12 protein-coding genes are annotated in these 13,003 nt (G+C 68.9%); 5 read left to right on the top strand and 7 right to left on the bottom strand.

The genetic code is table 11. The annotated features are described in order from the left end of the window. Window positions 1-3 precede the first annotated feature (3 nt). The 7 genes from fadA6 to ipdE1 all read right to left on the bottom strand — a co-directional run bounded on the left by fadA6 (window position 4) and on the right by ipdE1 (window position 7,081). Complete coding sequence (gene fadA6 / locus ACN27E_RS21250) at window positions 4-1,152, bottom strand: steroid 3-ketoacyl-CoA thiolase FadA6 (RefSeq protein ID WP_422744476.1); 1,149 nt, start codon at window positions 1,150-1,152, stop codon at window positions 4-6. Further along, complete coding sequence (kstR2, locus tag ACN27E_RS21245; RefSeq protein WP_422744475.1) at window positions 1,145-1,801, bottom strand: TetR family transcriptional regulator KstR2; 657 nt, start codon at window positions 1,799-1,801, stop codon at window positions 1,145-1,147. Before kstR2 ends, fadA6 begins: the two co-directional genes overlap by 8 nt. 51 nt (window positions 1,802-1,852) lie before the next feature. Continuing rightward, window positions 1,853-3,385 carry a DUF4153 domain-containing protein gene (locus ACN27E_RS21240; protein WP_422744473.1) on the bottom strand — a complete coding sequence of 511 codons (1,533 nt, stop codon included), beginning with the start codon at window positions 3,383-3,385 and terminating at the stop codon, window positions 1,853-1,855. Beyond that, the gene (locus ACN27E_RS21235) at window positions 3,382-4,398 is read right to left on the bottom strand and encodes an ATP-binding protein (RefSeq protein WP_422750025.1); all 1,017 of its coding nucleotides are present in this window, start codon (window positions 4,396-4,398) and stop codon (window positions 3,382-3,384) included. The genes ACN27E_RS21240 and ACN27E_RS21235 overlap by 4 nt, the downstream gene beginning before the upstream one ends. Before the next feature lie 14 nt (window positions 4,399-4,412). Then, a complete protein-coding gene (locus ACN27E_RS21230) occupies window positions 4,413-5,078 on the bottom strand; it encodes a response regulator transcription factor (protein ID WP_422744471.1) in 666 nt (221 codons plus the stop codon). 66 nt (window positions 5,079-5,144) lie between these two features. Then, window positions 5,145-5,933, bottom strand: a complete 789-nt coding sequence (ipdF, locus tag ACN27E_RS21225; RefSeq protein ID WP_422744470.1) for a (5R,7aS)-5-hydroxy-7a-methyl-1-oxo-2,3,5,6,7,7a-hexahydro-1H-indene-carboxyl-CoA reductase — start codon at window positions 5,931-5,933, stop codon at window positions 5,145-5,147. Continuing rightward, entirely contained in the window at window positions 5,930-7,081 is a 1,152-nt protein-coding gene (gene ipdE1, locus ACN27E_RS21220; protein ID WP_422744468.1) for an acyl-CoA dehydrogenase IpdE1, read from the bottom strand. Before ipdE1 ends, ipdF begins: the two co-directional genes overlap by 4 nt. A 115-nt stretch (window positions 7,082-7,196) precedes the next feature. Between ipdE1 and fadD3 the strand changes: the two genes are divergently transcribed. The 5 genes from fadD3 to ACN27E_RS21195 are packed head-to-tail and all read left to right on the top strand — an operon-like array spanning window position 7,197 to window position 12,993. Further along, window positions 7,197-8,735, top strand: a complete 1,539-nt coding sequence (gene fadD3 / locus ACN27E_RS21215) for a 3-((3aS,4S,7aS)-7a-methyl-1,5-dioxo-octahydro-1H-inden-4-yl)propanoate--CoA ligase FadD3 (RefSeq protein ID WP_422744467.1) — start codon at window positions 7,197-7,199, stop codon at window positions 8,733-8,735. 5 nt (window positions 8,736-8,740) lie between these two features. Beyond that, a complete protein-coding gene (locus tag ACN27E_RS21210; RefSeq protein WP_422744465.1) occupies window positions 8,741-9,883 on the top strand; it encodes an acyl-CoA dehydrogenase family protein in 1,143 nt (380 codons plus the stop codon). Beyond that, the gene (locus tag ACN27E_RS21205; protein ID WP_422744463.1) at window positions 9,880-10,836 is read left to right on the top strand and encodes an acyl-CoA dehydrogenase family protein; all 957 of its coding nucleotides are present in this window, start codon (window positions 9,880-9,882) and stop codon (window positions 10,834-10,836) included. The genes ACN27E_RS21210 and ACN27E_RS21205 overlap by 4 nt, the downstream gene beginning before the upstream one ends. Beyond that, a complete protein-coding gene (locus ACN27E_RS21200; protein WP_422744461.1) occupies window positions 10,833-11,774 on the top strand; it encodes an acyl-CoA dehydrogenase family protein in 942 nt (313 codons plus the stop codon). Before ACN27E_RS21205 ends, ACN27E_RS21200 begins: the two co-directional genes overlap by 4 nt. Before the next feature lie 58 nt (window positions 11,775-11,832). Next, window positions 11,833-12,993 (top strand): pyridoxal phosphate-dependent aminotransferase, encoded by a 1,161-nt coding sequence (locus tag ACN27E_RS21195; protein ID WP_422744460.1) that lies wholly within the window; start codon window positions 11,833-11,835, stop codon window positions 12,991-12,993. Window positions 12,994-13,003 lie beyond the last annotated feature (10 nt).

Below are 13,003 nucleotides of genomic sequence, written 5' to 3'. Positions count from 1 at the left end.
CCGTTAGAGCCGCTCGATGATGGTGACGTTGGCGGTGCCGCCGCCCTCGCACATGGTCTGCAGCCCGTAGCGCCCGCCGGTGCGCTCGAGCTCGTTGAGCATCGTCGCGAACAGCTTGGCACCCGTTGCGCCCAGCGGATGACCGAGCGCGATCGCGCCGCCGTTCGGGTTCACCTTCTCCGGATCGGCCTTGGTCTCCTTGAGCCAGGCGATCACCACCGGCGCGAACGCCTCGTTGATCTCGACCACGTCGATGTCGTCGATCGACAGGCCGGTCTTGTCCAGCGCGTACTGCGTTGCGGGGATCGGGCCGGTCAGCATGAACACCGGATCGGCGCCCCGGGCGCTGATGTGGTGGATGCGCGCGCGCGGCTTGAGACCGTGCTGCTTGACCGCCTGCTCCGAGGCCAGCAGCACTGCACTCGAACCGTCCGAGATCTGGCTGGCCACCGCCGCGGTCAGTCGGCCACCCTCGGCCAGTGGCTTGAGTGAGGCGAGCTTCTCCAGCGTCGACTCACGGGGGCCCTCGTCGACACCGAACTCACCGACCGGAAGGATCTCGTTGTCGAAGTGGCCACCGCGGATGGCGGCGAACGCGCGCTGATGGCTGGCGTAGGCGAACCTCTCCATCTCCTCACGCGAGATGTCCCACTTCTCGGCGATCATCTCGGCGCCCCGGAACTGCGAGATCTCCTGGTCGCCGTAGCGGTGCCGCCAGTTCTCCGACTCACCGGTAGGCGAGGTGAACCCGAATTCCTTGCCCACCACCATCGCCGAGGCGATCGGGATCTGACTCATGTTCTGCATGCCGCCGGCCAGGATCAGGTCGGCCGTACCGGACAGGATCGCCTGCGCACCGAAGGAGATGGCCTGCTGACTCGACCCGCATTGACGGTCGACGGTCACGCCGGGCACTTCTTCGGGGTATCCCGCGGCCAGCCAGGCGTTGCGGCCGATGTTGCCGGCCTGCCCGCCCAGTGCATCCACACAACCGACGATGACGTCATCCACCGCACCGGGGTCGACGTCGTTGCGGTCGAAGATGCCGCGGAAGGCGTGCACTCCGAGATCGATCGGGTGCACGGCGGCCAGAGCTCCGTTGCGTTTCCCGACGGGGGTACGTACAGCGTCGATGACGTACGCCTCAGCCATTGATGTCTCCTCCTGGTGCTGGTGTCGAACGCTCTTGGCGGGAGCGCTCATCGCCGACGGTGATTCCGCCGAGAACGATGGAAAGATATTGCTGCCCAACCTGTTCGGCGGTCAGCGGTCCGCCGGGTTGATACCAGCGCACCGAAACCCATGTGGTGTCGCGGATGAATCGGTAGACCAGGTCCACGTCGACATCGGGCCGGAAGTACCCCTCGGCGATACCCTGGTTCAGCACGTCGACCCACATCTTGCGCTGTTCCCGATTGCGTTGCTCGAGGTAACCGAAGCGGGGCTGCGAGGACAGCCGTTTGGCCTCGTCCTGGTAGATGACGACCTGCGCATGCCGGTGTTCGATGGCTTCGAAAGAGGCCATGAACAGGCCCTTGAGCCGCTCGAGCGGGTTGGGCTCGGTCGCGACGATCCGCTGGTACCGGTCGAACAGCCAGTCCAGGAAGCCCCGCATGACTTCGTCGACCATCTCCTCCTTGGAGGCGAAGTGATGGTAAAGACTGCCGGAGAGGATGCCCGCCGAATCCGCGATGTCGCGTACGGTCGTCGCCCGCAGGCCGCGCTCGGCGAACATCGACGCGGCGAGCTCGAGGAGCTCGTCGCGGCGACTCGCCGGCTGGTTGCGGGTGTCCTGACCCATGACCCCAGGGTATCAACCAAGCGCTTGCTAGGTCACGCGTGCGCCGGTGACTCAGTCCCACTCCCAGTAGTAGTCGTCGCAACCCTCCGGGAAATCGGCGTCCACCGGACGGTCGGAGCGCGCCCGCGACAGGTTGAACAGATACCAGGCGCGCGGGGTGGGATCTTCGCGCATCACACAGCGGCGCACTTCGTCCGGCAGTCGCGAGAGGGCGGGATCGATGTCCGACGACAGTGAGGAGAGGTAGCCGGCGTCCAGATCGCCGGTCTGCTCGAACCGGTCGATGTTGCGTTCGGCGATCAGCCGCTCGGGGTTCAGCGCGGCCAGACCGAGCAGGGCCAGCACGCCGGCCACCAGGACCGCCCGCGGCAACCAGCGCCCGTCCATCCGGATACCGGCCACCGCGACGAGCAGGAAGACCGAGCCCAACCAGATCTCGACGGTGATGACGAGCAACCGCAGCACGCTGAAGCCGTAGGCCTCCTGGTAGAGCCACATCCGGTGGATCGCCGACACCACGACGACGATCGAGGCGGCACAGAGGATTCCGACCAGGACGCGCAGGGTCCGGCGGTCGGATCCGGTGGTGCGGGCGGCCACCCGAACCACGACCGCGAGCACCAGCAGGGTCAGCGCGGAGACGCCGAGCAGCTGCCAGAAACCCTGCCGCGCATATTCGGCGTAGGTCAGACCCTGGGTCTCCAGCACGTGGGTGTGTCCGCCGAAGAGCACCGTGGCCTGCACCGCCACGAAGGCGAGAAACAGGGCGTCGAGCACACCAAGCGGTACCGCCCATTCCCATCGGCGTACCGGTGTCGCGGGGGCGGGGGCGAGCGCGTCGAGGGTCGGCGGGAACCGCACGAGATAACCGCCGGCCAGGATGAACGCCGCCACGATGCCGAAGACGCCGGTGCGGGCGATCGCCTCGTCGACCTGCAGGGTGGGAGCGAACGATCCCAGCACGTGCGCGAACGCCGCGTCGGCGCCGGCGAACAACGCGCCGAACACGATGAGCACCGCCGCACTGAGGGCCGCGACCAGCGCGATCCGGCCGACATCGGGCGCGCCGTTGCGTCGGCGCGGGCTACGAACCCCGCGACGCACCCACCCCGCGACCCGGGCCGGAAGCACCCACGGCAGCAGCGGCGCAGTGGAGATCGCCGTCCAGGTCCGTCCGCCGACGAAGGTGCACCACCCCGTCACCCAGGCGGCCATGATGCACAGCACCCCGAGCCACACCGCGGCGAACACACCGGGCACCGCGAGCAGGGCGAGCGTCAGAGCGACGCCCACCGCCGCCGTGCGGGTCGGTCTGCGCCCGCTCGTCCCGTAGACCACGCCGAAGACGATCGCGCCGGCTGCGAGATAGCCGACGCTGAGCACCGAAGGCCGCCAGACGGCGGTCCCCGCCAGGGCGGCGACCACCGCGGCGCCGAGAAATCGGCCCGGCGCGGCGGCCGACGGATCCACCGGCCAGCTTCGCCGCGGCCACGCACTCCAGCCGGGTTCTCCGCGGCGTGGCAGGAACGGGCCATACAGCGGTGCGGGCGCCAGCACACGCGCCCCCGGGTTCAGCGTCGTCATGTGCCGGCCTCTTCCGACTCGGGGATGGTGACACTTATTCGGCAGCCCGGACCGGCGTCCGCGACGGCGATGCGGCCACCGTGCAGATCGACCGCCCACCGGGCGATGGCGAGTCCGAGCCCGGTCCCCCCGTCGGAGGTCGCGCCGCGGGTGAAGCGCTGGAACACCCGCTCGCGTTCGGCTGGCGGGATGCCGGGTCCTTCGTCGCAGACGTCCAACCGCAGGCCTGAGCGGCCGACAGCGGACGCCTGCACCCGCACGCGCCCACCGGGCGGACTGTGCCGAACGGCGTTGTCCACCAGGTTGACCACCACCTGACGCAGTCTGGCCGGGTCGGCAAGGGCGAAGAGATCGGGCGGGGTCACCGTGATCGTCACGTCCACGTCGTCCCCGGAGACCGCGACGTGGCCGATCGCATCGCGCAGAAAGGCGTCTACCTCGAACCGCCTGCGCTGCAGGGTGATCGCTCCACCCTCGAGCCGAGACAGGTCGAGCAGATCGGTCACCAGTTCGCCGAGCCGCTCGGTCTGCGACAACGCCATCCGCATCGTCTCGGTGTCGGGTGCGGTCACCCCGTCGACGACGTTCTCGAGGACTGCGTGCAGCGCCGCGATCGGGGTGCGCAGCTCATGGGAGACGTTGCCGATCAGACCGCGCCGGTAGTCTTCGGCGGCACCGAGGTCGGCCACCATCTGGTTGAACGCCGTTGCGAGTTGGCCTATCTCGTCTCGGGAGGTCGCGCGCACCCGGATGCTGTAGTCCCCGCGCGCCATCGCCCGCGCCGCGGCGGTCATCTGACGCAGCGGTGAGGTCATCCCGTGCGCGACGATCTGAGTGAACGCCAGCGACGTGGCCAGTGCAGCCAGCAGTGCATACCGGAACTGCCAGCTGGCGCCGATGTAGAAGGTGAACGCCGCCAGGGTGATCGCCCCACCGACCAGAAGGCCCGTCTTGACCTTGAAGGAGGCGAACGGATCGAGCGGCCGGGGCAACCGCTCCCAGATGGTGCGCAACGGCCCCGCGGCGCTCATCTCGGGATCTCCAGCGCGTACCCGACGCCGTGCACCGTGCGGATGAGCTCGGCTCCGAGCTTGCGCCGCAACGCCTTGACGTGGGTGTCGACGGTGCGGCTCTCCACCCCGGAGGCCCATCCCCATACGTGCTCCAGCAGCACCTCCCGGCTGACCGCCGCGCGCGGCCGGCGGATGAGGAACGCGAGGAGGTCGAATTCGGTCCTGGTGAGGTGGACCTCGTCGGATCCGCGATGGACGCGGCGGGCCTGCAGGTCGATCCGGCACTCGCCGATCAGGACGGGCTCGCCGTCACCGGCTCGGTCCATGCGGCGCAACAGGACCCGCACCCGCGCCACCAGTTCGCGCATGCTGAACGGTTTGGTGAGGTAGTCGTCGGCGCCCACCCCGAGGCCGATCAGCATGTCGGTCTCGTCGCTGCGGGCCGTCAGCATCAACACCGGGGTGGCCCGCTGCGCCTGGATCCTGCGGCACACCTCCAGACCGTCGAAGCCGGGCAGCATCACATCGAGGATCACCAGATCCGGTGCGGTGCTCGCGGCCGCCGCGACCGCCGACGGGCCGTCGACGGCCGTCTCGACGGCGAAGTCCTCGGCGCGCAGCCGGGTGGCCACCTGCGCCAGGATGGTCGGCTCGTCGTCGACCACGAGGATCCGCTTCACGGTCTCGACTGTAAATCCGGGGTGTGGAGCTTTCCGGCAGCGATTGTGAAGAAATCGTGGAGATACTCAGGGATGCTGGCTGGACACCGAGATGACCTCGCCGGTCAGATAGCTCGAATAGTCGCTGGCGAGGAAGGCGATCGTCGCAGCGACCTCCCACGGTTCGGCGGCCCGGCCGAACGCCTCGCCCTGGGCGAGCTGGTCCAGCAGTTCCGACGACGAGGTCTTCTCCAGGAACTTGTGCCGGGCGATGCTCGGCGACACCGCGTTGATCCGCACGCCGTATTCGACGGCCTCGATCGCACTGCACCGGGTCAACGCCATCACCCCGGCCTTCGCCGCGGCGTAATGCGATTGGGAATGCTGCGCCCGCCAGCCCAGCACGCTGGCGTTGTTGACGATCACCCCGCCGTGCTCGACGTCGCGGAAGTAACGCAGGGCCGCACGAGTGGCCCGCATGACCGACGTCAGCGTCACGTTGAGGACGCGGTCCCACTCCTCGTCGGCCATGTCGATGACGGGGGTCTGCCCACCGAGACCGGCGTTGTTCACCAGGACGTCGAGCCGCCCGGCCTTCTCCACCGTCGAGGTGATCAGCGCATCGACGGCCGCACTCGACGTCACATCGCACACCACGGCGTCGACCTTGCCCAACCCCAGTGCTGCCAGTTCGTCACGCGTCTGCCCCAGCCGGCGCTCGTGGTAGTCGGAGACGACCACGTCGGCGCCCTCGAGCAGCGCCCGGCGCGCCGTCGTCGACCCGATCCCGGTGCCGGCCGCGGCCGTCACCAGGACGACCTTGCCGGTCAGCAGACCGTGGCCGTCGATCTCCTTGGGCGCTTCGCTGAGTGTCATGATCCCTTCGGTTCCCTGGGTAGGCCGAGCACCCGCTCGGCGATGATGTTGCGCTGGATTTCGTTGGATCCGCCGTAGATGGTGTCCGACCGCGAGAACAGGTAGAGCCGCTGCCATTCGCTGAACTCACCGTCGTCGAGTGTGAGCCCGGCGCGTCCCGACACATCCATGGCGATCTCACCGAGTTCGCGATGCCAGTTGGCCCACAACAGTTTCGACACGTTATCTTGACCCGGCTGTTCCACGTCCATCGTCGCCAGCGCGTACGACCTCATCGTGCGCAATCCCACCCACGACCGCGTCAGGCGCTCACGGATCAACGGATCGTCGGCTGCGCCGGTCTTCTTGGCCAGCTCGGCGACGCCGGACAGTTCGCGGGCGTACTCGATCTGCTGGCCCAGTGTCGAGACGCCGCGCTCGAACGTCAGCAGCCCCATGGCGACGCGCCACCCGTCACCGGGCTCACCGACGACCAGCGACGCGTCGGTGCGCGCGTCGTCGAAGAACACCTCGTTGAACTCAGAGTCGCCGGTCAGCTGAATGATCGGCCGGATCTCGACGCCGGGCTGATCGAGGGGCACCAGCAGGAAGGACAGACCGGCGTGCCGTTTGGACCCCTTCTCGGTGCGGGCGACCACGAAACACCATTGCGCCCAGTGCGCGAGTGACGTCCACACCTTCTGGCCGTTGATGATCCACTGATCGCCGTCGAGCACCGCGGTACTCGACACGTTCGCCAGGTCGCTGCCGGCGCCGGGTTCGGAATAGCCCTGGCTCCACAACTCCGTGACGTCGACGATCCGCGGGAGGAACCGCTGCTTCTGTTCCTCGGTGCCATAGGCGATCAGGGTCGGGCCGAGCAGTTCCTCGCCCAGATGGTTGACCTTGGCCGGGGCGTTGGCGATCGCGTATTCCTCGTAGAACGCCACCCGGTGGGCGACGGAGAGGCCGCGGCCGCCGTACTTCTCGGGCCAGCCCAGACACGTCAGCCCGGCCGCTGCCAGGTGGCGGTTCCACGCCAGCCGCTCCTCGAACGCCTCGTGCTCGCGGCCGGGTCCCCCCAGCCCCTTGAGCGCGGCGTATTCGCCGACGAGATTGTCGGCGAGCCACTGCCGGACCTCGGCCCGGAACTCCTGGACCTCTATCACCCCTGTAGGCTAACCTACCAAGCACTTGCTTTGGTGCCCGGTCGACGATGACCGCCGTGGAGCCTGGGGAACGGTGGGCGGCGGAGCCGGGCGATCCGATCTAGAGGGAGCATCGATGACGACCGCCCCGAGGACGATCCCCGCCGTTCTCGACCGGACCGCCGAACAGTACGGCGATCACGAGGCGGTGGTGACCGACGACCGCCGGATCACCTACTCGCAGTTGCGCGACGAGGTCCGTCGCGCGGCGGCGGCGATGATCGACCTGGGTATCCATGCGGGTGACCGCGTGGCGATCTGGTCACCCAATACCTGGCACTGGGTGGTCGCCGCGCTCGCCACCACCTACGCCGGGGGCGTGGTCGTCCCGCTCAACACCCGCTACACCGCCAGCGAGGCGGGCGACATCCTGGCCCGCGCCGCTGCGCCGCTGCTGATCACCGCCGGAGAGTTCCTCGGAACCGATCGGGCGGCCGGTCTCGACCGGTCGGCACTGCCCGCACTGCGCCACATCGTGCGGGTCCCCGTCGAGGAGGGCGACGCGGCGTCGGTCCAGTCTTGGGATGGCTTCATCGCGCGCGGAAGCGATCTCGACGCAGCAGACGCCCGGGCCGCGGCGGTGCGGCCCGACGACGTCGCCGACATCCTGTTCACCTCAGGTACCACCGGCCGCAGCAAGGGTGTGCTGTGCGCACACCGGCAATCCCTCGACGCCCCCGCGGCCTGGGCCGAGTGCGGACGGCTCACCTCGTCGGACCGCTACCTCTGCATCAATCCGTTCTTCCACAATTTCGGTTACAAAGCCGGCATCCTCACCTGTCTGCAGACCGGCGCGACGCTGATCCCGCAGCTGACATTCGACCCGGAGGGCGCGATGCGGGCCGTCGCCGAACACCGCATCACCGTGCTACCCGGACCGCCGACGATCTACCAGACTCTGCTCGACCACCCGAAACGGGCTGGCTACCAGCTGGATTCACTGCGTTTCGCAGTGACCGGCGCCGCGGTCGTTCCGGTCGTGCTGATCGAGCGCATGCAGTCCGAACTGGACATCGACATCGTACTGACCGCCTACGGCCTGACCGAGGCGAGCGGATTCGGCACCATGTGCCGCCCCGAGGATGATCCGGTGACCGTCGCGACGACCTGCGGGCGGCCGATCGCCGACTTCGAACTGCGCATCGCCCCGGAAACCGGTGAGGTACTGCTGCGGGGCCCCAACGTCATGCTCGGCTATCTCGACGACCCCGGGGCGACCGCCGCGACGATCGACACCGAGGGATGGCTGCACACCGGCGATATCGGAATCGTCGACGAGCACGGCAACCTGCGCATCACCGACCGGCTCAAAGACATGTACATCTGCGGCGGCTTCAACGTCTATCCGGCCGAGATCGAGCAGGTGCTGGCCCGACTCGAGGGCGTCGCCGAATCAGCCGTGATCGGGGTTCCCGACGAACGCCTGGGCGAGGTGGGCAAAGCGTTCGTCGTCGTCAAACCGGGAGCCGAACTCGACGAGCAACGCGTGATCGCCTACGCACGCGACCATCTGGCGAATTTCAAGACGCCGCGATCGGTGGAGTTCCTCGACGTACTGCCCCGCAATCCGGGCGGCAAAGTCGTCAAACCACTGCTGCGGGAAAGGGCGCACTAGTTCCGATGGATCTCTCATTCGACGATGCCACCGAGGAATTCCGCGCCGAGGTGCGCGACTTCCTGGCGGCGAACCGGGACGCGTTCCCGACCGAGTCCTATGACACCGCAGCGGGTTTCGAACAACACCGGCGCTGGGACAAGGTGCTGTTCGACGCCGGCCTGTCGGTGATCACCTGGCCGCAGCGTTACGGCGGCCGCGATGCCAGCCTGTTGCAGTGGGTGGTCTACGAGGAGGAGTACTTCCGGGCCGGCGCGCCGGGACGGGCCAGTGCGAACGGTACGTCGATGCTCGCACCGACGCTGTTCGCCCACGGCACCACCGAACAGCTCGACCGCGTCCTGCCCAAGATGGCCAGCGGCGAGGAGATCTGGGCGCAGGCGTGGTCGGAACCCGAATCCGGGAGCGACTTGGCGTCGCTGCGCTCGACCGCGACCCGCACCGACGGGGGTTGGCGCCTCAACGGCCAGAAGATCTGGAGTTCGCGCGCCGTCTTCGGGGAGCGGGCATTCGGCCTGTTCCGGTCCGACCCGCAGGCGCAGCGCCACAAGGGTCTGACGTACTTCATGTTCGACCTGAAGGCCGACGGTGTCACCGTGCGGCCGATCATGCAGCTCGGTGGCGACACCGGCTTCGGCGAGGTCTTCCTCGACGACGTCTTCGTCCCCGATCACGACGTGATCGGGGAGGTGCACGACGGGTGGCGCGCCGCGATGAGCACGTCGAGCAACGAGCGGGGAATGTCGCTGCGCAGCCCGGCCCGCTTCCTGGCCCCGGCCGAGAGGTTGGTCGCGGAATGGCAGAAGGACAAGGATCCGGCGTTCGCCGAACGCGTCGCCGACGCGTGGATCAAGGCGCAGGCCTATCGGCTGCACACCTTCGGCACGGTGACCAGGGTGTCGCGCGGCGGGGAGCTGGGCGCGGAGTCGTCGGTGACCAAGGTGTTCTGGTCCGAACTCGATGTGGCCCTGCACCAGACCGCCCTGGACCTGCGCCGGGCGGACGCCGAACTGGCCGACGCCTGGACCGACGGGCTGCTGTTCGCCCTCGGCGGGCCGATCTACGCCGGCACCAACGAGATCCAGCGAAACATCATCGCCGAACGGTTGCTCGGCCTGCCCCGCGAACCGAAGGGGACCACCAAGTGAACTTCGAGATCGACGAACAGCAGCGCGATTTCGCCGCCAGCATCGATGCCGCGCTGTCGGCCGCCGACGTACCGCGTGCGGTGCGGGCGTGGGCCGACGGCGACACCGCACCGGGACGCAAGATCTGGTCGCAGCTGGCCGATCTCGGCGTCACCGCGCTGATGGTCGGCGAGGAACACGACGGCATCGACGCCTCACCGGTGGACCTGGTCGTCGCCGCGGAACGACTGGGACGCTGGTGTGTCCCCGGCCCGGTGGTGGAATCGGTTGCCGTGGCGCCGGTGCTGCTGGCCGGTGACGACCGCAGCGCTGCGCTGGCGGCGGGTGAACTGATCGCGACGGTCGCGATGCCGCCGCAGGTGCCCCGCGCAGTGGACGCCGACACCGCCGGCCTGGTCCTGCTGGCGCAGGACGGCACGGTCGCCGACGCCGCTGCCGGGCAACCGCACGAATCGGTGGACCCCAGCCGGAAACTGTTCGATGTCAGTTCCTCCGGCGGTGCCCACGACGCCGACGTCGACCGCGCCTACGAATTCGGGGTGCTGGCCACCGCGGCGCAGCTGGTCGGGGCGGGTCAGGCGATGCTCGACCAGTCCGTCGAATACGCCAAACAGCGCCATCAGTTCGGCCGGGCCATCGGCTCCTATCAGGCGATCAAGCACAAGCTCGCCGACGTGCACATCGCAGTGGAGATGGCCCGCCCGCTGGTGTACGGCGCCGCGCTGTCGCTGGCCGACCGATCGGCGGACACTGCGCGGGATGTGAGCGCGGCCAAGATCGCCGCCTCCGATGCCGCGCTGTTCGCCGCCCGCTGCGCGCTGCAGACACATGGCGCGATCGGCTTCACCCACGAACACGACCTGTCGCTGTGGCTGGTGCGCGTGCAGGCGCTGCGGAGCGCATGGGGCGATCCGTCCACCCACCGGCACCGTCTCCTGGAGGCCCTCACGTGAGCGAAGAACGGGAGTTGCTGCGCGAGACCGTCGCGGCGCTGGTCGACAAACACGCCTCCCCCGCGGGGGTCCGCGAAGCGATGGCCTCCGAGCGCGGGTACGACGCGTCGCTGTGGACCCTGTTGTGCGAACAGGTCGGCGCAGCCGCCCTGGTGGTGCCGGAGGACCTCGGCGGCGCCGGTGGCGAACTCGCGGATGCCGCGGTGGTGCTGCACGAACTCGGGCGCGCGCTGGTTCCCACCCCGCTGCTGGGGACGACGCTGGCCGAATTGGCGCTGCTGTCCGCCGACGAACCGGACACCGACGCGATCGAAGGGCTCGCCGAGGGCGCCACGCTCGGCACGGTCGTCTTCGATCCCGAGTACGTCGTCAACGGCGATGTCGCCGACGTGGTGATCGGCGCCGACGGTGACCGGCTGACACGGTGGACGACGTTCACCGCCCATCCGCTACACGCCATGGACCTGACCCGCCACCTCGCCCGCGTCGAGGCCGGCGAGACCACCGATATCGGCGCCGATCCGGGGCTGGCGGACCTCGCGGCGCTGCTGGTGGCCGCCGAGCAGGTGGGCGCGGCCGCCCGGTGTCTCGAGCTGACCGTCGAATACACCAAGGACCGGGTGCAGTTCGGCCGCCCGATCGGCAGCTTCCAGGCCCTCAAGCACCGGATGGCCGACCTCTACGTCAAGGTGCAGTCCGCCAAGGCGGTCGTGGATGAGGCGATCAGCAGCCCGTCGCCGACCTCGGCGGCCCTGGCGCAGTTCTCCGCCAGCGAGGCGTTCACCGCGGTCGCCGCCGAGGCGGTCCAGATGCACGGCGGGATCGCGATCACCTGGGAGCACGACATCCAGCTGTACTTCAAACGCGCACACGGCAGCGCCCAGCTGTTGGGGCCGCCACGTGAGCAACTGCGCCGGCTCGAATCGCAGGTGCTCTAGTCCGACGGGCCGCGGGCGCGCCGGCGATCAACATCACCGGGTGTTCTAGCCTCGAATGGTGAGCGACCACGTGGCGCTGCGCGCCGGCATCCCGCCCTTCCACGTCATGGATGTGTGGCTGGCCGCGGCCGAGCGACAGCGCAGCCACGGCGATCTGGTCAACCTCTCGGCAGGGCAGCCCAGCGTCGGCGCCCCGGCCGCGGTGCGGGCCGCCGCCGTCACCGCGCTGCAGGAGGACAAGCTCGGCTACACGGTGGCGCTCGGCACCCCGGAGCTGCGGGCGGCGATCGCCGATTCCTACGCCGAGCGCTACGGCCTCGAGGTGACCCTGGACGACGTGGTCATCACCACCGGATCGTCGGGCGGATTCCTGCTCACCTTCCTGGCGTGTTTCGACGTCGGCGACCGAGTCGCCATCGCCAGCCCGGGCTATCCCTGTTACCGCAACATCCTCACCGCACTCGGGTGCGACGTGGTCGAGATCCCGTGTGGCGAGGACACCCGCTTTCAGCCCACCGCCGCGATGCTGGCCGAACTCGATCCGCCGGTGCAGGGCGTCATCGTCGCCAGCCCGGCCAATCCGACCGGCACCGTGATCCCGCCTGAGGAACTGGCCGCGATCGCGTCGTGGTGCGACGCCGAGGGTGTGCGGCTGATCAGCGACGAGGTGTACCACGGTCTGGTCTACGAGGGTGCGCCGGAGACCAGCTGCGCCTGGCAGACCTCACGTAATGCCGTGGTGGTCAACAGCTTCTCGAAATACTTCGCGATGACCGGGTGGCGGTTGGGCTGGCTGTTGGTGCCGGCCGAATTACGCCGCGCCGTCGACCGGCTGACCGGGAATTTCACCATCTGCCCGCCGGCGCTGGCGCAACACGCCGCCGTCGCGGCCTTCGGCCCGGAGGCGGTGGCCGAGGCCGACGGGCTGTTGGCGCACTACGCCGACAACCGCCGCCTGCTGCTGGCGGGGCTGCGTGACCTCGGGATCGACCGACTCGCTCCCGCGGACGGCGCCTTCTACGTGTACGCCGACGTATCGCGTTACACCGAGGAGTCGCTGTCGTTCTGCTCGAAGCTGTTGGCCGACACCGGGGTCGCGATCGCACCGGGGATCGACTTCGACACCGTGTACGGCGGGTCGTATGTGCGGTTCTCCTTCGCCGGACCGACCGCCGACATCACCGAGGCGCTGCGCCGGATGAGTTCGTGGCTGGACTGACGTGTCGGTG

It is taken from the genome of Mycobacterium sp. WMMD1722, from assembly GCF_049315205.1.
Lineage (GTDB): Bacteria > Actinomycetota > Actinomycetes > Mycobacteriales > Mycobacteriaceae > Mycobacterium.
The sequence above is the reverse complement of the archived record's forward strand: the minus strand, read 5'-3'. Positions and strand labels throughout refer to the sequence as shown.